This is a genomic window from Streptomyces sp. NBC_00316, from assembly GCF_036158715.1.
Taxonomy (GTDB): domain Bacteria; phylum Actinomycetota; class Actinomycetes; order Streptomycetales; family Streptomycetaceae; genus Streptomyces.
Genome location: NZ_CP108023.1, coordinates 6,340,175 through 6,362,338, shown reverse-complemented (window position 1 = coordinate 6,362,338; position 22,164 = coordinate 6,340,175). Strand labels below are relative to the sequence as shown.

Here is a 22,164-nt window from a genome sequence, read left to right as displayed (position 1 = left end):
GGTCCAGCGTGTGCCACCGCACTGGCCGCACCACGAGCTGCAATCCCGCCCTTCCCGGGCCGGGAGTAGGAGGAGTTGGATGTTCCAGAACGCCGACGACGCGAAGAAGTACATCGCCGACGAAGACGTCAAGTTCATCGATGTCCGGTTCTGTGACCTGCCTGGTGTGATGCAGCACTTCACCATCCCGGCAGCGGCCTTCGACCCGACCGAGGAACTGGCGTTCGACGGCTCGTCGATCCGCGGCTTCCAGGCCATCCACGAGTCCGACATGGCGCTCCGCGCGGACCTGTCGACCGCCCGTGTCGACCCCTTCCGCCGCGACAAGACCGTCAACATCAACTTCTTCATCCACGACCCGATCACCGGCGAGCAGTACAGCCGTGACCCGCGCAACGTGGCCAAGAAGGCCGAGGCGTACCTCGCCTCCACCGGTATCGCCGACACCGCGTACTTCGGTCCCGAGGCCGAGTTCTACGTCTTCGACAACGTCCGCTTCCAGACGTCGGCGAACGAGAGCTTCTACCACATCGACTCCGAGGCCGGCGCCTGGAACACCGGTTCCGAGGAGAACAACCGTGGTTACAAGGTCCGCTACAAGGGCGGCTACTTCCCGGTTCCGCCGGTCGACCACTTCGCCGACCTGCGTGCCGAGATCTCCCTGGAGCTGGACAAGAACGGCCTCCAGGTCGAGCGCCAGCACCACGAGGTCGGCACCGCCGGCCAGGCCGAGATCAACTACAAGTTCAACACGCTGCTCGCCGCGGCCGACGACCTGATGCTCTTCAAGTACATCGTGAAGAACGTCGCCTGGCGCAACGGCAAGACCGCGACCTTCATGCCGAAGCCGATCTTCGGTGACAACGGCTCGGGCATGCACGTCCACCAGTCCCTGTGGGCCGGCGGCGACCCGCTGTTCTACGACGAGCAGGGTTACGCGGGCCTCTCGGACATCGCCCGCTACTACATCGGCGGCATCCTCAAGCACGCCCCGTCGCTCCTCGCCTTCACGAACCCGACGGTGAACTCGTACCACCGCCTGGTCCCCGGCTTCGAGGCCCCGGTCAACATGGTCTACTCGCAGCGCAACCGCTCGGCCGCGATGCGCATCCCGATCACGGGCTCGAACCCGAAGGCCAAGCGCGTCGAGTTCCGCGCCCCGGACCCGTCGTCCAACCCGTACCTCGCCTTCTCGGCGCTGCTGATGGCCGGCCTCGACGGCGTGAAGAACAAGATCGAGCCGGCCGAGCCGATCGACAAGGACCTCTACGAGCTGGCTCCCGAGGAGCACGCGAACGTCCAGCAGGTCCCGACCTCGCTCCCGGCCGTCCTGGACGCGCTGGAGGCGGACCACGAGTACCTGCTCGCCGGTGGCGTCTTCACGTCCGACCTGATCGAGACGTGGATCGACTACAAGCGGACGAACGAGATCGCCCCGATCCAGCTGCGCCCGCACCCGCACGAGTTCGAGCTGTACTTCGACATCTAAGGACACCGCAGGTCGGAGCGGTTTCCGCTCGCCTGGGCCGTCCGTGGGCCGTCGGTCGTGCTCTTCCCTCATCGGAAGGCGCGGCCGACGGCCTTTTCCGTGGGTGCCGCTCGGGCTGCGACGGACAGCGCCCCGCCGTCGCCGCCGTCGTTGGGGCCGCACACGGCGTCGATGCCCCCGTGCAGGGGTCCTGACCCTCATGCCCAGGCCGGTGTCCAGGTCCCGGCGTCGGAGTGGTCGAACCGCCCGGAGCAGAAGTGGTCGCGGAGCGCGGCGAGCACCGGGTGCAGGTTGTCGCGGTGCCATACCAGTGAGTGCGGGTAGACCGGTGTCGGATCCCGCACGGCAATCCGCCGCAGGCCGTGGTCGGCGGGCCAGACGAGGCGTGTCCGCTCGCCGACGAAGGTCGCCAGCGAGCGGGAGTCGGCGATGGTGTCCAGCAGGGGTTCGGTGCCGAAGTCGGGGCCGGTGATCTCGATGGTGAGCCCGAACGCTGCGGCGAGGTCACCGTAGTACGCGGCCCACTCGGTCCCGGGAACGATGCCGGGCATCCAGATCCGGTGCCCGACGAGATCGGCGGGCGCAACCGTGCGGGCGGCGGCGAACTCGTGGGCCGGTCCGGTCAGCAGCTGGACGGGCTCGTCGAAGGCCCGGGCGGCCCCGATGTCGTCGGGGAGCTGCCGGCCGGGCATGGGGACGGCGCGGAAGGACGCATCGATCGTGCCGGACCGGATGGCGTCGACGGCCGCGTCCGCGTCGAAGAGGGTCACGACATCGAGCTCGACCTCGGGGTGTGCGCGATGGAAGTCGCGCAGCAGAGCGGCCGGGGCGAGTCGCCGGCCGATCACGTCGACGCGCAGCGCGCGGCGGCCGGGACGGACGGAGGCGACCGCCCGCTCTTCGGCCCGCAGGAGATCGCGGGCGTGGGGCAGGAACGCCTGCCCGTCGATGGTGAGCTTCGCTCCTCGCGCGGTGCGGATGAAGAGCCGCACACCGAGGACCTTCTCCAGCGTGGCGATGCGTTTGGAGACGGCCTGCTGGGTGACCGACAATGCGGCGGCGGCGTCCTGGAACCGCCCCGCGTCCGCGGCGGCCACGAAGGTGCGCACGGCATCGAGATCCACGCCGGTCAGGGTAGCTGCACAACGAATGGTTGTGCTTTCCTCTCGGATCGGTTGTTTGATCCGGGCATCCGCCGGCCGCTTTGATGCCGTAGGTCAGCGTGTGGTTGTTCGGATCGACGAGAGTTGCGTTGGGTATGGCAGGTGGGCGGGCGCTGGGGCGGCGGTTCGGGTGGTTGTGGGCGGCGTATGCGGTCAGCGCGTACGGCTCGGGGTTCGGGTTCGGTGCGCTTCCCCTGATCGCGGTCCTCGTGCTGCACTCCGGGCCGACCCAGGTGGCGGCGCTGGCGGCCGCGGGGCGGGCCGTGGGAGCCGTGGTCGCGGTGCCGCTCGGTCCGTGGATGGAGTTCCGCCGCAAGCGGCCGGTCATGATGGCGATGGACCTGACCCGGTTCGCGGCGTTGATGAGCATCCCCGCCGCGTTCGCGCTCGGCCGGCTCAGCTTCGCCCAGCTCCTCGTCGTCTCCGTCGTCGCGGCCGCGGCCGACATCGCCTTCAAGGCGGCCGGCGGTGCGTATCTGAAGGCGCTCGTGCCGTCGGAGGATCTGCTCGTCGCGAACGGCAGGTTCGAGTCCACGACGTGGACCGCGACCGTGGTCGGGCCACCGCTCGGCGGGGCCGCGATCGGGGTGTTCGGCCCGGTGACGACCGTGGTGGCCGATGCGGTCAGCTACCTGCTCTCGGCGCTGGGCATCCGCGCCATCGGCGGGACGGAACCACGCACCGCGCGGACCGGTGCACCGCGGCTGCGCGCAGGTGATCTGCTCGAAGGATGGCGCTACATCCTGGCCCACCGGACGCTGCGCCCGCTGTTCTTCAACGCGATCGTGGTCAACGGCCTGATCATGGCCTCCGAGCCGCTGCTCGCCGTGCTCCTGCTGGACCGTCTCGGCTTCGCACCGTGGCAGTACGGTCTCGTGTTCGCGGTCCCCTGCGTCGGTGGCCTCGTCGGATCACGCCTGGCCCACCGGCTCGCGGCGCGGTTCGGGCAGCACAAGGTGATGCTCACCGCCGGGGCGCTGCGTGCGTGCTGGCCGGTCGGACTGGCGTTCGTCGGGCCCGGTGTCCCCGGCATGGTGCTCATCGTCGCCGTCCAATTCGGCCTGGTGACCTGCTGCGGCCTGTTCAACCCGGTGCTGGCCACCTACCGGCTCGACCACACCGACCCCGACCGGGTCGCCCGCACCCTGTCCGCGTGGTCGGTCAGCAGCAGCGCCGCCATCGCGGCCCTGACCGCCGTGTGGGGTCTGCTGGCCGCCGTCACCGGACCCCGCACCGCGATTGCGATCGCCGGCGTCCTCCTCCTCTCCACCCCGCTGCTGCTTCCGCGCCACGGCCGCACGTCACCACAGGAAAGCGCCGACCAGGCACCGCGGGAACGGAGAACGCTCGCGTAAGCACTCCTCCGCGCTCAACACCGCGCACACCGCCCTGCTCGTCATGGACCATCAGCCCGTGGTGCTCGCCCTTCTGCCCGACGATGGGGCTGCGAAGCCCGGCTGTCCGGCGGTCGGCGCGGCGCGCGGGGCCTCCGTGCCGGTCCCGGAGCGCGGAGGGGGAGCGACCTGGTTGGCGTGCAGGACGAACTCGTAGGGTCGGGGCATGGTCGAAAAGCAGACGCGGGGCGCAGCACGGGGGCCGGGGCGTCCCCGGGAGGAGCGGGTCACCCGCGCGGTGCTCGACGCGGTGCTCGCGCTGGTCGCGGAGCACGGGATGAACGCGCTCACGATGGACGCCGTGGCCGTGCGGGCCGAGGTGAGCAAGCCGGCCATCTACCGGCGCTGGCCCACCAAACAGGACCTGATCATCGCGGCCGCCGAGTCACGCGTCGGCCCCTTGTCCATTCCGGACCTGGGGGACTTCCGCACCGAGCTTCGGGCCGTACTCACCGCTCGTGTCGAGGTGTACCGGACGCCCGGGATGGACCGTCTGATCGCAGAGGTCTTCAGCGCTGCGGCCGAGGCAGGAGCCGGACGCAGCGCCTACCGGGCGTACGTCAACCGGGTCATGGGCGAGACCGGCCGCATCCTGGAGCGCGGCATCGTGCGCGGGGATGTGCGGCCGGACACCGACGTCCGGGCCGCCGCCACCATGGTGGCGGCGCCGTTGGTGTTCCGCCTGGTGGCGGAGCAGGAGCTGCCGGACAGCCACCTGGTGGAGTCGGTGGTCGAGCTCGTCGCCCGTGCTGTGGGAGTGCAGCGCTGACCGTGAGCCGGATCTCTCCGCGGTCATGAAATTGGTGGACGAAGACCCTTGCCATGGCATGTCCCAATATCGATACTCGCGGTATCGAATTAATCCTCACCGTGGAGGAAGCACCCATGGCCGCAGACGTCGCCACCCCCCAGCCCGCCCTCGACAAGCCCCTGATGCACTACGGGCATCGTGTCCTGGACCGCAACGCCCCGGGCAGCCCCGAGACGGAGTACCGGATTCTGGGCATCTGCCCGCTCACCCCCCACATCGGTGCCGAGATCAGTGGTGTCGACCTCTCGCAGCCGATCGGTGACGACCTCGCCGAGGAGCTGCGGCAGGCACTGCTGGAATGGAAGGTGATCTTCTTCCGTGACCAGCACCGTTTCGCGGTGGAGCACCACGTCGCGCTCGCAGCGGTGTGGGGCGAGCCGGAGGAGAATCCGTTCTTCCCCAAGGGCGACACCGTCGGCGTCTCCCGGCTGGCCAAGGACGCCATGACTGTCGGCAGCGAGAACATCTGGCACAGCGACCACTCCTTCATGGCCGCGCCCGCCCTGGGTTCGGTGCTGCGCGCCGTCGAGGTGCCGCTCGCAGGCGGCGACACGATGTGGGCGGACATGGCGGTCGCCTACGACAACCTCTCCGAGTCGATGAAGGCACGGATCGACGGACTCACAGCGGTGCACGACTGGGTGCCCAGCTGGGGGTCGCTGATGACCGAGGAGCAGGTCGCCCGGTTCCGGGAGACCCTGCCGTCCGTGGAGCACCCGGTGGTCGTCCGCCACCCGCAGTCCGGACGCAAGGTGCTCTACGTCAACGAGCCCTTCACCACGCGGATCGTCGGCCTGTCCGACACCGAGAGCCGTGAACTGCTCGACGAGCTCGTCCTCCAGGCCCGTATCCCCGAGTTCCAGGTGCGTTTCCGCTGGCAGCCGGACTCCGTCGCGATCTGGGACAACATCGCGGTCCAGCACTACGCGATCAACGACTACTACCCGCAGCGGCGCGTCATGGAGCGCATCGCGATCGCGGGAGTCCCGCTCTCCTGAGGCCCGTATGTGGCGGCCCGCCCACGCACGGGCCGCCGCGCCGCCTCCTCCCGCGCCTGCCTCCTCGCGTGCCCCCCTCGTCCGCGCCCCTTTTCCGGAGGACCCCCGTGACCGCCGCCGACACCGCACCCAAACAGTCCGAGTCCCCGACGGACCGCAGCTCCGGCTCCGGCGCCCGCGCCTGGATCGTCACCGGCCTGCTCGTGGTCTTCATGATGGTCAACTTCGCGGACAAGTCCGTGTTCGGCCTCGCGGCCGACGAGATCCGTGCGGACATGGGTCTGTCCGCCACCGAGTTCGGGCTCGCCAACAGCGCCTTCTTCCTGCTGTTCTCGGTGGCCGCCGCCGTCGTGGGTCTGCTGTCCGACCGGGTGCGGCCCAAATGGCTGCTGCTCACCATGGCGGTCCTCTGGTCGGTGGCGCAGACGCCCGCGGCCCTGGGCGGCGGGCTGGCCGTACTGATCGGCTCACGGGTCCTGCTGGGCGCGGCGGAAGGTCCCGCCTTCCCCGTCGCCCAGCAGGCCGCGCTGTCCTGGTTCCCCAACCACCGCCGCAACCTCCCCGGGGCGCTGGTCACCCTGGGCGTCACCCTCGGTGTGATCACCGCCGCCCCCGGCCTGACCTGGGTCATCCACCACCACAGCTGGCGCGCCGCCCTCTGGGTGGTCGCGGCCGCCGGTGCGCTGTGGGCCCTGTTGTGGGCGGTGCTCGGTGCCGACGGCACGTACCGCACCGACGCCCCGGAAACGCCGCCCGTCCAGTCCACGGCGAAGCCCGCCTACCGTCGGATCCTCGGCAGCCGTACGTGGATCGGTACCACCGCTGCGTACTTCACCAGCTACTGGTGTGTGGCGCTGATGCTCGTCTGGATGCCCTCCTACCTGCACAACGGTCTCGGCCACTCCGCCGCCGCCTCCGGAAAGCTCGTCGCCCTGCCCTGGGCCATGGGCGCCCTGGTGCTGCTCGGTCAGGCGGCGCTCACCGGCTGGCTCATGCGCCGCGGAGTCAGCAGCCGCTGGGCGCGTGGCCGGGTCGGCGGCAGCCTGCTGCTGCTCGGTGCGGCCGCCTGCCTGGCCCTGCCCCTGGTGGACGGTGCCGGGGCGAAGACCGCGCTGCTGGTGGTCGGCCTCGGCCTGGGCGGAGCGTTCCCGACCGTCGCGGTCACCACCGTCGCCGAGCTGGCCCCGCCCGCACGGCGCGGCGGCGCCCTGGGCACGATGAACGCCACGGTCACCACCGCGGGTCTGATAGCCCCGGCCGTCGTCGGACAGCTGGTCGACAGCCAGGGCGTGGCCGGCTACCAGACCGCCGTCCTGCTCTCCGGCGTCCTGCTGCTGGTGGGAGCGCTCGCGGCCTTCACCCTGATCGACCCGGCCCGCGACGCCGCTCGTCTGGGCGCCTGATCCGCCGGTACCCGCCCGACCACCCCTGCTGCCCTAGGAGCCGATCCGTGACCGCCCCTGCCATCGACACCCAACCGCTGGACCAGGCCCTCTCCGAGCTGCGCGAAGGCGCCGCTTCGTGGACCGCCACCCCGATCGCCGAACGGATCGCGCTGCTGGAGCGGTTGATGCCGCGGATCGTCGACGGCGCCGCGGACATGGCCGCAGCCGGCGCCCGCGCCAAGGGATACGGGCCCGACTCCCCGTGGGCGGCCGAGGACTGGATCGGCGCCCCGTGGGCGCTCGCCCAGAACGTCAGTGCCTGCTTGCATGTGCTGCGCCGGATCGCGGCGGGCAAAGAGCCGGTCGAGGCCGGGGCCGTGCACGTGCGCGACGGCCGCACCCGGGTCGACGTCTTCCCCGCCGCCGGCTGGGACACCCTGCTGCTCAACGGGTTCACCGCCCAGGTGTGGATGCGCTCGGGCATCACCGCACAGCGGGTACGGGACCGGGCCGCCGGCGAGTACCGCGGCCGGCCCGGACGCCCGGCCGTCGCCCTGGTCCTGGGTGCGGGCAACGTAGCGGCCATCACCGCGCTCGACATCCTCCACAAGCTCTACGCCGAGGGCCAGGTCGTCGTCGCGAAGATGAACCCGGTCAACGCCTATCTCCGCCCGCACTTCGAGCACGTCTTCGCCGAGTTCGTCGAGCGCGGCTGGGTGCGCTTCGTCGACGGTGGTGCGGCCGAGGGCGGCTACCTCGCCGCGCACGAGGGCGTCGACGCCATCCACGTCACCGGCAGCGACCGCACCCACGACGCCATCGTGTGGGGCACCGACGAGCAGGCGGCCGAGCGCCGCCGCGAAGACAGGCCGCTGATCGGCAAGCCGTTCAGCAGCGAGCTGGGCGGGGTCAGCCCCTGCATCGTGGCCCCCGGCCCCTGGAGCGCGGCGGACTTCCGCTTCCAGGCCGAGCACATCGTCACCAGCAAGATGAACAACTCCGGCCACAACTGCATCGCCAGCCAGATCCTGGTCCTGCCCCGGGAGTGGGACGGCACCGAGCGGCTGCTGGAGGAGATCCGGCGGGTGCTGCGCGCACTGCCGCCGCGCACCGACTACTACCCCGGCGCCGACCGGCGCCTCGGCGCCGTGCTCGAGGCCCACCCGCAAGCCGAGTCCCACGGCGACGAGGACTGCCGCATCCTGGTCCCCGACATCACCGACCACGACGACATGCTGATCACCGGCGAGGTCTTCGGCAGCGCCCTCGGCGTCGTACGGCTCCCGGGCGACACTCCGGCCGAATTCCTGCGCCACGCCGTCGACTTCGCCAACGACACACTGCCCGGCACCCTCGGCGCGACGCTCATCGTCCACCCCAGGACCGAGAAGGACCACCACGCCGCGGTCGAGCAGGCAGTCGCCGGGCTGCGGTACGGGACCCTCGGCGTCAACTGCTGGTCCGCGATCGGTTTCCTGCTCGGCTACACCCCCTGGGGCGCCCACCCCGGCCACACCCGCCAGGACATCGGCAGCGGCATCGGCTTCGTCCACAACGCCTTCATGCTCGAGGACATCGAGAAGACGGTGGTGCGCGCGCCCTTCGCGCCCGCCCCCCGCGGCCTGTTCACCGGTTCGCCGTCCCTGTCCCCGCGCCCGCCGTACTTCGTCACCAACCGCACGTCCCTCACGACCATCGAACGCGTCACCCGCTTCACCGCCGCGCCCGCCATCGCCAAACTCCCCGCCATCTTCGCCTCCGCACTGCGCGGCTGACCGTCCCGCATTCCGCACCCGAGCCGTGCACGGCCCGGCTCGCCGCCCAACCCCGAGGCGCCACCGCCCGCGGCGGGCGGCCGGGCCGTGCACGGCCCCAGAAACGAAAGGCCCCAGGTGAACCTCGCCGACCTCCTCAGCCGCACCGCCGCCGCACACGGCCCTCGCACCGCCGTCGAGCTCGGCGACCAGTCGCTGACCTACGCCGAACTCGACACCCTCGCAGGCCGGGTGGCAGCGCTGCTCACCGCGCGCGGCGTCACCCCCGGCGACCGGATCGCCGTGATGCTGCCCAACCTGCTGGAGTTCCCCGCCCTGTACTACGGCACGCTGCGCGCCGGCGCCGTCGTCGTGCCGATGAACCCGCTCTTCAAGGCACGCGAGATCGCCCACTACCTGAACGACTCGGGCGCGGTGCTGCTGTTCGCCCACGAGTCGGCGGTGGACGCTGCGACCGCCGGGGCAGCGGACACCGCCGCCACCGTGGTCCCGGTCGGGCCGGGTTCGCTCACCGACCTGCTCGCCGCCCACCCGGTCCCCATGCAGGCGATGACCCGCGAGGAGCACGACACCGCGGTCATCCTGTACACCTCCGGTACCACCGGTGTTGCCAAGGGCGCCGAGCTCACCCATGCCAACCTGGTCCGCAACGCCGAGATCATCACGCAGTCGCTGTTCCGGTTCAGCCCGGAAGACGTCGTGCTGGGCTGTCTGCCGTTGTTCCACACCTTCGGCCAGACCTGCGCCATGAACGCCGCCGTGACCGCCGGCGCCCGCCTCACCCTGATGCCCCGCTTCGACCCCGCCCTGGCCCTGCAGACCATCCGGCAGCGGCAGGTCACCGTCTTCGAGGGCGTGCCGACGATGTACGCGGCCATGCTCGCCGCACACGCACAGCAGCCGGGCGCCTACGACGCCTCCTCGCTGCGGCTGTGCGCGTCCGGCGGCGCCTCGCTGCCGGTCGAGGTCCTGCACGGCTTCGAGGCCGCCTTCGGCTGTCCCGTACTGGAGGGCTTCGGCATGTCCGAGACCTCACCGGTCGCCTCCTTCAACCACCCGGACCGCCCGCGCAAGGCAGGCTCCATCGGCACCCCGATCGAGGGTGTCGAGCTGTGCCTGATCGACGAGAAGGGCGGCGTCGGCGAACTCTGCGTCCGCGGCCACAACGTCATGAAGGGCTACTGGGGCCGCCCCGAGGCCACCGCCGAGACCATCCTCGACGGCTGGCTGCGCACCGGCGATCTCGCCACCGTCGACGAGGACGGCTACTACTTCATCGTCGACCGTAAGAAGGACCTGATCATCCGCGGCGGCTTCAACGTCTACCCCCGCGAGATCGAAGAGGTCCTCTACGAGCACCCCGCAGTCGCCGAGGCCGCGGTGATCGGTATCCCCCACCCAGGTCTCGGCCAGGAGGTCGCCGCCGCCGTGGCCCTGCTTCCGGGCGCCGAGGCCACCCCCGACGACCTGCGGGAGTTCGTACGGGCCCAGGTCGCCCCCTACAAGTACCCGCGCGAGGTCTGGCTGATGGACGCCCTTCCCAAGGGCGCGACCGGCAAGATCCTCAAGCGCGAGATCGCGACCCCGGGCTCCTGAGGGAGGGCGACCCTCGTCCCGGGATCCCGCCCCCACTTTCCGCCACCTGGTTGCGTCACCCCTGGCCACGCGGGACGCGCAACGGGAGCGACGGCACTCGGTGGCCGCCGCTCCCGTTGCGCGTTGTCAGTGGCGCAGCGCCCTGCCCACCTCGGCAGTGACGTCGCCGACGAGCGTGCGGTTGCTTCGGACCGTGGCGTCCTTGGGGGTGCCCGGCTGTACGTCGTCGACCGTCACCACGGTCGAGTCCAGCAGATTGCCGCCGGGGTCGCGGAAATTGATCTGGATGATGTACGACGTGGCCGAGTCGGTGCTGTTCGTCACGGTGATCTTCGTGGTGGCGCGGCCGCCCTGCTCGGCCACCGCACCCGCCTTGACGTCCTTGCCCGCATTCACGCCGTTCTTGAAGCCTTCGAGCTTCTCCTGTGCGGCAGCCGACGCCGAGGCCGCCACGGACGCGACCGCGGATGCGGCCTCGGACACCGTGCCGGACGGGCTGCCGCCGTCGTCCGTGCAGGCGGCGGCAGCCGAGGCCACGACCGCCGTCAACAGCACGGCCCACACGCCTCGGACGGATCGTCTTGTCATCGCGCCTCCCAGCACTCACGGGTCCGTCCCAGTCAAGACGCAGGCGCGGCGGCCTGCATGCCGCGCACGTCGATCGGGTGACGGCGGGAGCCGCGCGGGCCGGGACGGGGTCAGCGCCGCCGTCGTGGGGTGCGGACACGTCTGTGCCCCCGGGCAGGGTCCCGGGGCACAGACTTCGGGTCCGTCAGCCGTGGGCCGTCAGCGCCCGTAGCGGATCAGGGCGCGGACCATGCGGCAGGTCGTGTCGGACGGCGGGTGGATGCCGATGCGCTCGGCAGTCGTGCGTATCGTGTCGTTGTCTGCGCTCGACGGGTAGTAGACGCCCGTGTCGAGCAGGGCGATCGCCAGGCGCATCGCCTTCAGACGGCGGTTGTGCGAGATGTACCACTCGCGGGGCCGGCCCGCGGGGAGCGGCTTCTTCTGCAGGGGCTTGTGGAGCGGCTTGGTCGTGACTGCGGCAACGGCCATGGGCAACCTCCTGGCACGGTCGTGGAACCCTCACGAACTACCCCTATTTTACGGCCCACCACTGACAATCGCCCCTGGCCAGAAGGGCTTTCGCGACCTCCCTCCCGTATCGTGGGCCCCATGGAGATCTGGATCAATCCCGCGTGTTCCAAGTGCCGCAGCGCGGTGCAGTTGCTCGATGCGGAGGGAGCCGAATACACCGTCCGCCGCTATCTGGAGGATGTGCCGTCGCCGGACGAGATCCGGACCGTGCTCGACCGTCTCGGGCTGGAGCCGTGGGACATCACGCGGACGCAGGAGGCGGACGCGAAGGAGCTCGGGCTCAAGGAGTGGCCCCGCGAGGCCGGTTCGCGGGAGCGGTGGATCACGGCGCTCGCCGAGCATCCGAAGCTGATCCAGCGACCGATCATCACCGCGGAGGACGGCACGGCTGTCGTGGCGCGCACGGAGGAAGCGGTACGCGACGCCTTGGGGCGCTGAGCCGGGCGGCGTCGCTCAGCACCCGGCCGACAGGAACTCCTCCATCCTGCGGTTGACTTCGGCAGCGTCCGGGGCGTGCAGCGGGAGTGTGTGGTGCGTGGCGCCGGGGATCGTCGCCGTCCGTGCGTGCGGGAGCAGCCGGGCCGCGGTGGCGGTGACCGCTGCGATGCTGTGCGCCCGGCTGTTCCCGGCCAGCAGGATCAGGGTCGGTACGTCCAGGGCCCCCAGCGCCTCGGGGCCGGGGCGGGGGCCGGTGACCGGCCGGGCGGACGGGAAGCCGGCGGCCTCGTCGCGCAGGTGCAACCAGGCCGGGTCGAGCGCTGCGCCCGCCGTCTCCCAGTCCATGAAGGCACGCGTGCGGTGCGCGCTGGGCCGGAGCAGCATCGGCAGCGCGCGCAGCAGATAGCCGGGGCGGTAGCCGGCGAAGCACTGGGTCGGATCCAGGAGGATCAGTTTCCGGACGCGGTGGGGTGCGTGCAGGGCGTGGTGGAGCGCGATCCAGGCTCCGTAGGAATGTCCGCACAGGGCGGTGGCCTCGGCGCCGAGTGCGTCGAGTACGCCGTCCAGCCAGGCCGTCAGGTCCCCGACCGTTCGCAGCGGGCGCTCCCCCGGCACGCTGCGGCCCGGGTCGCCGATGAGGTCGACGGCGTGGAGACGGCGGGTGCGGCCCAGATGGGCCGCCTGGGCGAACCAGACGGTGGAGGTGGAGCCGCCTCCGGCCAGTAGCACCAGGGGCGGGGCGCCCTCGGGGCCGTAACTGTTGATACGGGTGGTTCCGTACGGGGTGAGGGCCTCGGAGTGGGTCGTTCCGGCGGGCCATTTGGCCGTCAGAACCTCGTCGTACGCGGCGAGGAACGACGCGCTGACGGCCGCTTCGGACGACGTGGCTGCGATGGGGTGCCTCCCAGGTGGGTGCCCTCGGATATTATCTCGCTCAGCGAGACAATACCGGGAGGAGGGCCCGTGAGCGAGCAGAGCCCCGAAATGCAGATCGTTCATCTCCTGCGCAAGGTGACCGTCGAATTCGGCCTGCGTCAGGCCGAGTTCGCGAATCTGCATGGCATGCACCCCACCGACGTCCGCGCCCTGATCTGCCTGCTGGACGCCGAGCGGGCCGGTACGGACGCCACCGCTGGTTGGCTCGGCACGCAGCTCGGGCTCAACTCCGCGGGCACCACCGCCGTCATCGACCGGCTGGAACGGCTCGGCCATCTCACCCGTACCCGCGACCCGCGCGACCGGCGGCGGGTGCTGCTGGCGGTGGACCCGCGGGCGGTGGAGCTGGGCCGGTCCTTCTTCGGGCCCCTGATCGAGAACACGGTGGCTGTACTGCGCGGCTTCGACGAGAGCGAGACGGCCGCCGTGCGGCGCTTCCTGTCCGCCGCGCACCAGGCGGTCACCGCCGGCCCCTGAGCGGCCGGGCGCCGGGGGTGCGCCGCCACCCGGCCGATGCGTTCGCGGATCCGATCGGCGCTGCAGCTGAAACGAACGGGCCTGTTACTCGTACGTAGGGACACACGCACCGCATCCGGCCCGAGCGCACCAGGCGTTCCGGCCGGGGACAGGAGCCCTACGTGTCACGCAAGAAGACCCTCAGCCGCAAGAAGAAGCTCGCCCTGCTGGTCGGGGCCGCCGCACTCGCCGGTGGGACGGCGGCCGTGCTGGCCGGGACCAGCCAGGCTGCGCAGTCGCCAGCGGCGGACCGGGCCTCGTCGGTCGTCTGCACCGGGCTGACCACGGCACTCGGCAACAACGAGCGGTTCATCGCCGCTCAGCGAGCCGCTCCGGATGCCCAGTCCGCTGCGCGGATCGCCAACAGGGAAGCGGTGATCGCGCAGATCCGGCGTCAGCAGGCCGCCTCGGGGTGCGGTGGGGAGGCATCGGAGGGGGCGGCCGTGAATCCCGCCCCCTCCGCACCGGCATCCGCATCCGCACCCGGGACCGCAGCCCCGGCCTCGCCCGGCGAAGGGGCGCAGGCCACCGGTGATGTCGTCTGCGCCGGGTCCACCGTCACGCTCTCCGGTGAGGGCGGGGCGCCCGCCGCGTCCAGCAATCAGTTCCCCGTCGGAACCCGGCTCAAGGTGACCAATCTCGACAACAACAAGTCCACCACGGTGCAGGTCACTTCACCCTCCGGAAGCTGCGCCCTGCTGAACAACGCCGCGTTCGAGCAGGTGCGCGAACCGGGCAAGTTCCTGATCCGTCGCGCCCGCATCGAGCGCGTGGGTTGACGAGCCCGGGCCGGGCGGTGCCGTGCAGTACGAGACACGGCAACGCCCGGCGCCCTTCGGGGTTCAGGGACGCACGGCGGCCTCCGCCTGAGCCAGCAGCTCGGTCAGCCGCAGCCCGAACCGTACGTCGCAGGGGTGCGGCACCCCTGTACGCACCGCTTCGAGCAGCGCGTCCACCGCCGCGCGGAACGAACTGACCGCGTCACCCCCGCCAGGGAGCGTGGCGATCCCTGATTCGCCCCTGAACTCGACCTCCGTGCCCGCCGCTCCGAGCGGCGCGTCCAGCGCGAGCGTCACCGTGCTGGACGCACCGGAGGCGTGGCGGAGGATCAGGTGGGTGGTGTCCGCGGGTCCGCGGACGGCGGTCAGTTCCGTCACATCGCCGAGCACCGGGAGCAGCACCGACAGCGCATGCGGGCCGACGTCCCACAGGCCGCCCTTCTCCCGGCGCCACGGCGAGTTCGCGAACTCGCTCTCCGCCCCGGGGGCGTACAGCGCGCCGATCCACTGGGCGCGGGCGGTGAACCAGCCGCCCCGGGCGGCCTGCTCGGCGATCCACTCCGCGGTCGGCTCGGCAAATCGCATCGTGCAGAAGACGACGGACGCGACCTGCGCCCGGTCGGCCGCCTCGGCGACCTCGCGGGCCGCGGCCACCGTCGTCGCGACCGGCTTGTCCATCAGCAGGTGGCATCCGGCGGCCGCGGCGCGGGCGGCGAGCGGCGCCTGGACGTCCGGCGGCAGGGCGAACGCGACGGCGTCACTCGCGGCGAAGAGTTCGTCGACGCCCGCGTCATCGGTGTACGCCTTGGTGCCGTGGACGGCGGCGAGGGCGTTCGCCGCCTCGGGCCGGCGGCCCCACACACCGCTGAGTACGACTCCGGGGTGGGCGGCGAGGGCGGGGGCCTGGGTCATCCGGGCCCAGGGGCCCGTACCGAGAAGGCCGATACGCAGGGGAGCTGCGGGTGGTGTCGTCATGGGGCCAGTCTGCCCGGTCCGCCCCCGGGCGGCGGCGTGCGGCGGTCCGCGGAGGGGACCGGGCCCTGCACGGCGCCCGGATCCTGGATGTCACGGACCCGACGGCCGGTCGTCGTCCCGGACGGCTGGGGCGGCGCGCTCCCGGGCCCGCAGGAACAGTGTTGCGGATGTGGCGGACGAGGACCGGTCCGGACCGGCACACGGCGGTGCTGCGCCGAACCCCGTATACGAAGAGGGTGGTTTCGATGTGCGGCAGCCCATGCATAACGCAGGAAGCCTCGGTAACACGGGGTTCACAATGGGGCAACGGACGGGAAATCGCGCCTTGCGAAGCTGCGCTTCAGAGACCGGACCGCAGCACCGCAGCACCCGCAAAGGATGGCATCCGTGACGTTCAAGGCTGAGTACATCTGGATCGATGGCACCGAGCCGACCGCCAAGCTTCGTTCGAAGACGAAGATCATGGCAGGGGATGCCTCCGAAGGCGTCGCGGAGCTGCCCATCTGGGGCTTCGACGGATCCAGCACCAACCAGGCCGAGGGTCACGCCTCCGACCGCGTGCTGAAGCCGGTCTTCTCCTGCCCGGACCCGATCCGCGGCGGCAACGACGTCCTCGTGCTGTGCGAGGTCCTCAACATCGACATGACGCCGCACGAGTCCAACACGCGTGCCGCGCTGCGCCCGATCGCCGAGCAGTTCGCCGGCCAGGAGCCGATCTTCGGTATCGAGCAGGAGTACACCTTCTTCGACGGCCACCGGCCGCTCGGCTTCCCCGTGGGCGGTTTCCCGGCCGCGCAGGGCGGCTACTACTGCGGTGTCGGCGCCGACGAGATCTTCGGCCGCGAGATCGTCGAGAAGCACCTCGAGAACTGCCTGACGGCGGGTCTGGGCATCTCCGGCATCAACGCCGAGGTCATGCCCGGCCAGTGGGAGTTCCAGGTGGGCCCGCTCTCCCCGCTGGAGGTCTCCGACCAGCTGTGGGTCGCCCGCTGGCTGCTCTACCGCACCGCCGAGGACTTCAACGTCTCCGCGACCCTGGACCCGAAGCCGGTCAAGGGCGACTGGAACGGTGCGGGCGCGCACACCAACTTCTCCACCAAGGCGATGCGCGAGGGTTACGACGCCATCATCACCGCGTGCGAGTCTCTGGGCGAGGGCTCGAAGCCGATGGACCACGTCAAGAACTACGGCGCCGGAATCGACGACCGCCTGACCGGTCTGCACGAGACCGCCCCGTGGAACGAGTACAGCTACGGCGTCTCCAACCGCGGCGCCTCGGTCCGTATCCCGTGGCAGGTCGAGCAGGACCAGAAGGGTTACATCGAGGACCGCCGGCCGAACGCCAACGTCGACCCGTACGTCGTCACGCGGCTGATCGTCGACACCTGCTGCACGGCGCTGGAGAAGGCCGACCAGGTCTGATCCGCGTCCGGATCCGCAGTCCGGATCCCGCACGAAGGGGCGCCCGCCGGAAGCGGCGGGTGCCCCTTCGGCATGTCCGGCCCCCGAAGTGGCCGGCCGGGCACGGCGCAGCGGCGAGGTGCGCAGCGCAGCGCAAAGGGGCCGTATCGACGGGTGGGAGAGGTCTGCTGCGGCGCCACGTTCTCTGGTCTAATGGGGGCATGGCCAGCTTCCAGTACACCGCGCCGGGTCGCAGCGACCTCGAGCCGTTCTGGCCTTCCCGTCAGCATCACGACTTCGACCGGGTGTGTTGTCGCGCGAGGAACGCGCAGGCCCTCTAAAGCCGCTCACCCCGGTCTTCGGTCCGCGCGCACGACGCAAGTCCGTCCTTGACGACTCCTTCGCGCGAAAGAGCTGACCCTCATGGCGAACACCCGTACCTTCTCCGCCGCCACCGCCGTCACCACGGCGTCGCCGGCGACCGCTGCGGCCCCACCTACCGCCCTCCCCGTCTCCCCCAACCGTCACCGGCTGCGCGCCGTCGACCCCGACGAGGTCGTCCACCTGGCCGACGTGGCCGACTTCCTGCCGCCGGGCGCCACCTGGCTGCCCGCACCCCAGCACACCCTTCCGGCACTGCCGGGCCGGCCGCCGATGATCGGCTACCTGGTGCTCGTACCGGCCGATCAGCAGCCCGCCGTTGCAGCGGCGGCCGCGGCCCAGCGGATCGTGCCGCAGCCGGTGGAGACCCCGGCCTCGGCCGGTCCGGTGCGCATCGACACGGTGCAGCGCACCGCGGCGGTGGACGGGAACACGCTCGATCTCACGTTCCTCGAGTTCGAGCTGCTCGCCCATCTCGTGGCACACCCGCACCGGGTGCACACCCGCGACCAGTTGGTGACGACCGTCTGGGGCTACGGGCATGTGGGCGACGGGCGCACCGTCGACGTCCACATCGCCCGGCTGCGCCGCAAGCTGGGCGCCGAGCACCGCCGGTCCATCCAGACGGTGCGACGCGTCGGTTACAAGTACGCCCCCTGACGGGGGCCGCACGTGACAAGCCCTGGCCGACCGGTCGTACCCGGTGGGCCAGGGCTTCTTCGTACGGGCGTCAGCCGTGGATCCCAGGTCCGGCAGGCACCGGCTCGGTCACCGCGCCCGCCGCCTCCGCCTCACCGTGGTCCGGACCCGGCAGCCTGGAGAGTCCGCGTGGGGTCCGCCAGTTCCGCTCGCCGAGCAGCGCCATGACGGAGGGCAAGAGGACCATCCGTACGATCGTGGCGTCCAGCAGCACCGCGACGGCGAGGCCGACGCCCATCTGCTGCATGTCCTGCATGGACAGCGTCGCGAAGACCGCAAACACCGCCACCATGATCGCGGCCGCGCCGGTCACCGCGCCCGCCGTCCGCCGGATGCCCGTGTCGATGGCCGCCCGGGTGTCCAGACCGCTCTGCCGGGCCTCGCGGATCCGGGAGACCACGAACACGTGGTAGTCCATCGAGAGGCCGAAGAGCACCACCAGGACGAACAGCGGCATCCACGCCTCGATCGCCCCGACCCCCTCCGAGCCGATCAGCGAAGCGCCCCAGCCGTGCTGGAAGACGGCGGCCATCACTCCGTACGCGGCGCCCACGGAGAGCAGGTTGAGGAGGATCGACGTCACCGCGATCACGTACGAGCGGAAGCAGAACAGCATCAGCAGGAAGGTCACCGCCGTGATGAACGCGAAGACGGGGACGATGCCGCGCTTCAGCTGATCGTTGAAGTCGACGGACCCGGCCAGCTCCCCGGTGACGTACGCCTGCGCACCCGTCCCGTCGAAGGCGGCGGGCACCCGCTTGTCGCGCAGCTCGGCCAGGCCGGCCTTGCCGTCCGGCAGCGGCACCTCGATCTCCGCGACGTTCTGCGCCCGGTGCACGGTCACCTTGTCGGGGCCGAACTCGGCCAGTGCCTGGCGCAGTCCGGGCGAGTCGATGTCGTCCGCCTCGATCACGAGGAGGGCGGGGGCGGGGCCGCCCGGGAACGCCTCCTCGATGTTCCGGTACGCCACGGAGAGCTCCGAGTCCGAGCCGAACTGCTTCTCCAGGCCGAGCGACTCGGTCTTCATGCCGAGGGCGGGCGCGGCCAGGGCCAGCAGGACGACGACCGAGGAGACGGCAAAGACCTTGGGCCGGGCCAGGACAGGGCCGAGGATCGTGCCTGCAAAGGAGCCACTGGCCCGCGCGCCCCGCCGGGAGCGCCGGTTCAGCAGCGGCACCCGCCCCGCGTCGACCCGGTCCCCGAGCCAGGACAGCAGCGCGGGAAGCACGGTCACCGAGCCGAGCACGGCGATGAGGACGACGGTGATCGTGGCCAGGGCGAAGCCCTTGAACAGCATCAGTCCGGACAGGAACATGCCGGCCATCGCGACCATGACGGTGAGCCCGGAGACCAGCACGGCCCGGCCGCTGGTCGCCGCCGCGATCCGCAGCGCCGTTTCGGCGTCGCGCCCCGCGGCCCGCTCGTCGCGCTCGCGCCGCAGGTAGAAGAGGCAGTAGTCGACGCCGACGGCGAAGCCCATCAGGAACATCACGGAGTACGTGGTCTGGAAGAGGTGCAGCTGGTGGCTGGCCAGCGACAGCAGACCGAAGGCGGCCATGCAGGCGGTGAGTGCGAGCCCGACCGGCAGCAGGGCGGCGACCATGGCGCCGAAGGCGACCAGCAGGATGCCCAGGGCCAGGGGTACGGCGGTGAACTCGGCCTTCTTGAAGTCCTCGGAGAGCAGGTCGCCGAGCCACTTCCCGGCGCTGGCCTCGCCGAACTGATGGATCGTGATGTCCGGCCGCTTCTCCCGGACCCCGGACACGGCGTCGAGCACCGGCTGCACCCGGTCGGCGGACGTCGCCGCGTCTCCCTTCATGGCAAAGGTGATCAGGGCGTCCTTGCCGTCCTTGGAGGGGATGGGCGCCGCGAGGTTGCGGACCTCGCCGGTCCGCTCCACGGCGGCGGAGACCTCACGGGCCGCGTCCTGCCAGTCTCCCGCCTTCGCGGCGGACACCATGACCAGTTCCCCCGCGGGATGGGCGAGGCCGGCTTCGTCGAGGATCTGCTCGGCCCGCGCCGAGTCGCCCGTGGCGTTCTCGGCGTCGGTCATCTCGACCATGCCGGATACCCCGCCGATGCCCGTGGCGAGCACGACGAAGAGCAGCCAGCCGAGGATGGCCGTCCTGCGATGGTGTGCGCTCCACACGCCGATGCGTGCCGCGAGATTGCGCCTCATGGCGTTTCGCCCCCAGAAGTTGACGTCGAATGACTCGCTCATGAACCTAGGAACGGGGCGCCTGCCGCCCCAGCCGCCGGAACCCCCTCTCCCGAGGCGTAGGGCGAGGGCGCGATGGTGGTGCTGGGTACACCCCTCCCGGGTGGTGGAACGGCTGACGTCACGCCTGACCGCCGGGTGAGACTGTCCTGGGACCGCGGCCTGCCAGGAGGGGCCCGGCAAGGGAGAGGGACCATCATGAACGCGTTGCAGAGCCGGGTACGGCCCGCGCTGCTGGCCGCCGGGCGCGGGCTCGTACTGTCGATCGCCGGTCTCGCCGGGTCGATGGCCCTGTTCATCCTGGCGGTGCTGTCGATCGCCTTCATTCCGCTGGGTCTGGGCCTGTTCACCACCCCACAGGTGCTGGATGCGGTCCGCGGGCACGCCAACCAGCGCCGGCTGCTGGCGGCGACCTGGTCGGACGTCCGTATCCCGGTGCCCTATCGGCCCTTCCCGAAGGATCTGCGCGGCGGGTTCACGGGGCAGGTGGAGCGGACGGCGCTGATGCTGAAGGACCCGGCGACCTGGCGGGATCTGCGGTGGCTGCTGGTCGACATGACGGCCGGCTACTGCGTGTCGGTCCTCGCCTCGGCGCTGCTGCTCTATCCGGTGGAGGGGTTCGTCCTGGCTGCGGGCCTGTGGCGGGTCTTCACCGACGACCGGTACTGGTACGCGTTCGTGCCGGTCGACAGCCAGGCGACGGCGCTGGCCGCCGCGGCGCTCGGTGTGGTGTTCTTCCTGACCGGCCTGAAGGTCAGCGAACCCTTGCTGCGGCTGCACTTCGTGATCGCCCGCTCGGTGCTGGCTCCCACCCAGGAGCAGGAGCTGGCCCGGCGGATCGACCGGCTCACCGAGACCCGGCACGAGGCCGTGGACACCGCCGCGTCCGAACTGCGCCGTATCGAGCGCGATCTGCACGACGGCGCGCAGGCCCGGCTGGTCGCCATGGGCATGAACCTCGGCACGATCGAAGCGCTCATCGAGAAGGACCCGGCGCAGGCCAAGCAGCTCCTCGCGATGGCCCGCGCGTCCTCCGCGGAGGCCCTCACCGAGCTGCGCGACCTCGTACGGGGCATCCACCCGCCGGTGCTGGCCGAACGCGGACTCGGGGACGCCGTCAAGGCACTGGCGCTGCGACTGCCCCTCGCGGCCGAGGTCGAGGTGGAGCTGGCCGGCCGCGCCGAGGCACCGGTCGAGTCGGCCGCGTACTTCGCGGTCAGCGAGACCCTGACGAACGCCGTCAAGCACTCGGGGGCGGACCGTCTCTGGGTCGACATCCACCATGCCGACTCGATGCTGCGGATCTCCGTCACGGACAACGGCAGGGGCGGCGCGACGGTCGGATCGGGCTCGGGGCTGAGCGGAATCGAACGCCGGCTCGGTACATTCGACGGCATCATGGCCGTCAGCAGCCCCGCGGGCGGCCCCACCATGGTGACCATGGAGATCCCTTGCGAGTTGTCCTAGCCGAAGATCTCTTCCTGCTGCGCGACGGTCTGGTCCGGATGCTGCAGGCGTACGACTTCGAGATCGCGGCAGCCGTCGAGACCGGGCCTGAACTGACCAGGGCACTCGCCGAGTTGGAGCCGGACGTCGCCGTCGTCGACGTCCGGCTCCCGCCGTCCCACACGGACGAGGGCCTGCAGTGCGCACTGGCCGCCAGGAAGGCCCGGCCGGGACTGCCGGTACTCGTGCTCTCCCAGCATGTTGAGCAGTTGTACGCGCGTGAGCTGCTGGCCGACGGCAACGGGGCCATCGGGTATCTGCTCAAGGACCGCGTCTTCGACGCCGACCAGTTCATCGACGCCGTCCGCCGGGTCGCGGCCGGCGGCACGGCGATGGACCCGCAGGTGATTTCGCAACTGCTGTCACGGCGGGCGCAGGACAAGCCGATGGGCGGGCTGACGCCGCGCGAGCTGGAGGTCATGGAGCTGATGGCCCAGGGCCGTTCGAACGTGGCGATCGCCTCGAAGATGGTGATCACGGAGCGGGCGGTGGCCAAGCACACCTCGAACATCTTCGGGAAGCTCGGCCTTCCGCCGTCCGACGACGACAACCGCCGCGTTCTTGCGGTGCTGGCCTATCTCGACCGGGGGTGACCCCCACACCCCC

20 protein-coding genes are annotated in these 22,164 nt (G+C 71.1%); 14 read left to right on the top strand and 6 right to left on the bottom strand.

Features of this window, described 5'->3' with window-relative positions; all coding sequences use genetic code 11:
* Positions 1 to 79: 79 nt before the first annotated feature.
* A complete protein-coding gene (glnA, locus tag OG878_RS28270; RefSeq protein WP_328889384.1) occupies positions 80 to 1,489 on the top strand; it encodes a type I glutamate--ammonia ligase in 1,410 nt (469 codons plus the stop codon).
* Positions 1,490 to 1,686: 197 nt separating this feature from the next.
* On the opposite strand, the gene OG878_RS28265 is transcribed toward glnA, so the two are convergent.
* Positions 1,687 to 2,613: a LysR family transcriptional regulator gene (locus OG878_RS28265; RefSeq protein WP_328889383.1), complete on the bottom strand. Its 927-nt coding sequence runs from the start codon at positions 2,611 to 2,613 to the stop codon at positions 1,687 to 1,689.
* A gap of 134 nt (positions 2,614 to 2,747) precedes the next feature.
* On the opposite strand from OG878_RS28265, the gene OG878_RS28260 reads away from it, so the two are divergent.
* The 6 genes from OG878_RS28260 to OG878_RS28235 all read left to right on the top strand — a co-directional run bounded on the left by OG878_RS28260 (position 2,748) and on the right by OG878_RS28235 (position 10,611).
* Positions 2,748 to 4,007, top strand: a complete 1,260-nt coding sequence (locus OG878_RS28260) for an MFS transporter (RefSeq protein ID WP_328889382.1) — start codon at positions 2,748 to 2,750, stop codon at positions 4,005 to 4,007.
* 205 nt (positions 4,008 to 4,212) lie between these two features.
* Positions 4,213 to 4,815, top strand: a complete 603-nt coding sequence (locus OG878_RS28255) for a TetR/AcrR family transcriptional regulator (protein ID WP_328889381.1) — start codon at positions 4,213 to 4,215, stop codon at positions 4,813 to 4,815.
* Positions 4,816 to 4,931: 116 nt separating this feature from the next.
* Positions 4,932 to 5,855: a TauD/TfdA dioxygenase family protein gene (locus OG878_RS28250; RefSeq protein ID WP_328889380.1), complete on the top strand. Its 924-nt coding sequence runs from the start codon at positions 4,932 to 4,934 to the stop codon at positions 5,853 to 5,855.
* Between the two features lie 107 nt (positions 5,856 to 5,962).
* Positions 5,963 to 7,258, top strand: a complete 1,296-nt coding sequence (locus OG878_RS28245) for an MFS transporter (protein WP_328889379.1) — start codon at positions 5,963 to 5,965, stop codon at positions 7,256 to 7,258.
* Positions 7,259 to 7,305: 47 nt separating this feature from the next.
* Positions 7,306 to 9,015, top strand: a complete 1,710-nt coding sequence (locus tag OG878_RS28240) for an aldehyde dehydrogenase family protein (protein ID WP_328889378.1) — start codon at positions 7,306 to 7,308, stop codon at positions 9,013 to 9,015.
* 117 nt (positions 9,016 to 9,132) lie between these two features.
* Positions 9,133 to 10,611 carry a long-chain-fatty-acid--CoA ligase gene (locus OG878_RS28235; protein WP_328889377.1) on the top strand — a complete coding sequence of 493 codons (1,479 nt, stop codon included), beginning with the start codon at positions 9,133 to 9,135 and terminating at the stop codon, positions 10,609 to 10,611.
* A gap of 126 nt (positions 10,612 to 10,737) precedes the next feature.
* Here the strand turns inward: OG878_RS28235 and OG878_RS28230 are convergent, their stop codons facing one another.
* Both OG878_RS28230 and OG878_RS28225 read right to left on the bottom strand, forming a co-directional pair.
* A complete protein-coding gene (locus OG878_RS28230) occupies positions 10,738 to 11,199 on the bottom strand; it encodes a hypothetical protein (RefSeq protein WP_328889376.1) in 462 nt (153 codons plus the stop codon).
* A 198-nt stretch (positions 11,200 to 11,397) separates the two neighbouring features.
* Positions 11,398 to 11,667, bottom strand: a complete 270-nt coding sequence (locus OG878_RS28225; protein WP_328889375.1) for a hypothetical protein — start codon at positions 11,665 to 11,667, stop codon at positions 11,398 to 11,400.
* A gap of 120 nt (positions 11,668 to 11,787) precedes the next feature.
* On the opposite strand from OG878_RS28225, the gene OG878_RS28220 reads away from it, so the two are divergent.
* Complete coding sequence (locus OG878_RS28220; protein ID WP_328889374.1) at positions 11,788 to 12,147, top strand: arsenate reductase family protein; 360 nt, start codon at positions 11,788 to 11,790, stop codon at positions 12,145 to 12,147.
* Between the two features lie 15 nt (positions 12,148 to 12,162).
* On the opposite strand, the gene OG878_RS28215 is transcribed toward OG878_RS28220, so the two are convergent.
* The gene (locus tag OG878_RS28215) at positions 12,163 to 13,146 is read right to left on the bottom strand and encodes an alpha/beta fold hydrolase (protein ID WP_328889373.1); all 984 of its coding nucleotides are present in this window, start codon (positions 13,144 to 13,146) and stop codon (positions 12,163 to 12,165) included.
* Here OG878_RS28215 and OG878_RS28210 point away from each other — a divergent pair.
* Both OG878_RS28210 and OG878_RS28205 read left to right on the top strand, forming a co-directional pair.
* The gene (locus tag OG878_RS28210; RefSeq protein WP_443049175.1) at positions 13,111 to 13,560 is read left to right on the top strand and encodes a MarR family transcriptional regulator; all 450 of its coding nucleotides are present in this window, start codon (positions 13,111 to 13,113) and stop codon (positions 13,558 to 13,560) included. The two genes, OG878_RS28215 and OG878_RS28210, sit on opposite strands and share 36 nt — an antisense overlap.
* A 161-nt stretch (positions 13,561 to 13,721) precedes the next feature.
* Entirely contained in the window at positions 13,722 to 14,378 is a 657-nt protein-coding gene (locus OG878_RS28205) for a hypothetical protein (protein WP_328889372.1), read from the top strand.
* Between the two features lie 63 nt (positions 14,379 to 14,441).
* Here the strand turns inward: OG878_RS28205 and OG878_RS28200 are convergent, their stop codons facing one another.
* The gene (locus tag OG878_RS28200; RefSeq protein ID WP_328889371.1) at positions 14,442 to 15,353 is read right to left on the bottom strand and encodes a Gfo/Idh/MocA family protein; all 912 of its coding nucleotides are present in this window, start codon (positions 15,351 to 15,353) and stop codon (positions 14,442 to 14,444) included.
* 387 nt (positions 15,354 to 15,740) lie between these two features.
* Between OG878_RS28200 and glnII the strand changes: the two genes are divergently transcribed.
* Positions 15,741 to 16,775 carry a glutamine synthetase gene (gene glnII, locus OG878_RS28195; protein WP_328889370.1) on the top strand — a complete coding sequence of 345 codons (1,035 nt, stop codon included), beginning with the start codon at positions 15,741 to 15,743 and terminating at the stop codon, positions 16,773 to 16,775.
* Between the two features lie 402 nt (positions 16,776 to 17,177).
* Positions 17,178 to 17,795 (top strand): winged helix-turn-helix domain-containing protein, encoded by a 618-nt coding sequence (locus OG878_RS28190; protein ID WP_328889369.1) that lies wholly within the window; start codon positions 17,178 to 17,180, stop codon positions 17,793 to 17,795.
* A 70-nt stretch (positions 17,796 to 17,865) separates the two neighbouring features.
* On the opposite strand, the gene OG878_RS28185 is transcribed toward OG878_RS28190, so the two are convergent.
* On the bottom strand, positions 17,866 to 20,013 hold the full coding sequence (locus OG878_RS28185; protein ID WP_328891407.1) for an MMPL family transporter: 2,148 nt from the start codon (positions 20,011 to 20,013) through the stop codon (positions 17,866 to 17,868).
* Between the two features lie 237 nt (positions 20,014 to 20,250).
* Between OG878_RS28185 and OG878_RS28180 the strand changes: the two genes are divergently transcribed.
* Positions 20,251 to 21,519 carry a sensor histidine kinase gene (locus OG878_RS28180; protein WP_328889368.1) on the top strand — a complete coding sequence of 423 codons (1,269 nt, stop codon included), beginning with the start codon at positions 20,251 to 20,253 and terminating at the stop codon, positions 21,517 to 21,519.
* Complete coding sequence (locus OG878_RS28175) at positions 21,504 to 22,151, top strand: response regulator transcription factor (RefSeq protein WP_030926226.1); 648 nt, start codon at positions 21,504 to 21,506, stop codon at positions 22,149 to 22,151. The genes OG878_RS28180 and OG878_RS28175 overlap by 16 nt, the downstream gene beginning before the upstream one ends.
* Positions 22,152 to 22,164: the final 13 nt, after the last annotated feature.

Coding starts and splice junctions, on each gene's coding strand:
- glnA (WP_328889384.1), top strand. CDS start 80: ATGTTCCAGAACGCCGACGACGCGAAGAAGTACATCGCCGACGAAGAC.
- OG878_RS28260 (WP_328889382.1), top strand. CDS start 2,748: ATGGCAGGTGGGCGGGCGCTGGGGCGGCGGTTCGGGTGGTTGTGGGCG.
- OG878_RS28255 (WP_328889381.1), top strand. CDS start 4,213: ATGGTCGAAAAGCAGACGCGGGGCGCAGCACGGGGGCCGGGGCGTCCC.
- OG878_RS28250 (WP_328889380.1), top strand. CDS start 4,932: ATGGCCGCAGACGTCGCCACCCCCCAGCCCGCCCTCGACAAGCCCCTG.
- OG878_RS28230 (WP_328889376.1), bottom strand. CDS start 11,199: ATGACAAGACGATCCGTCCGAGGCGTGTGGGCCGTGCTGTTGACGGCG.
- OG878_RS28225 (WP_328889375.1), bottom strand. CDS start 11,667: ATGGCCGTTGCCGCAGTCACGACCAAGCCGCTCCACAAGCCCCTGCAG.
- OG878_RS28220 (WP_328889374.1), top strand. CDS start 11,788: ATGGAGATCTGGATCAATCCCGCGTGTTCCAAGTGCCGCAGCGCGGTG.
- OG878_RS28215 (WP_328889373.1), bottom strand. CDS start 13,146: ATGAACGATCTGCATTTCGGGGCTCTGCTCGCTCACGGGCCCTCCTCC.
- OG878_RS28200 (WP_328889371.1), bottom strand. CDS start 15,353: ATGACGACACCACCCGCAGCTCCCCTGCGTATCGGCCTTCTCGGTACG.
- OG878_RS28190 (WP_328889369.1), top strand. CDS start 17,178: ATGGCGAACACCCGTACCTTCTCCGCCGCCACCGCCGTCACCACGGCG.
- OG878_RS28185 (WP_328891407.1), bottom strand. CDS start 20,013: ATGAGGCGCAATCTCGCGGCACGCATCGGCGTGTGGAGCGCACACCAT.
- OG878_RS28180 (WP_328889368.1), top strand. CDS start 20,251: ATGAACGCGTTGCAGAGCCGGGTACGGCCCGCGCTGCTGGCCGCCGGG.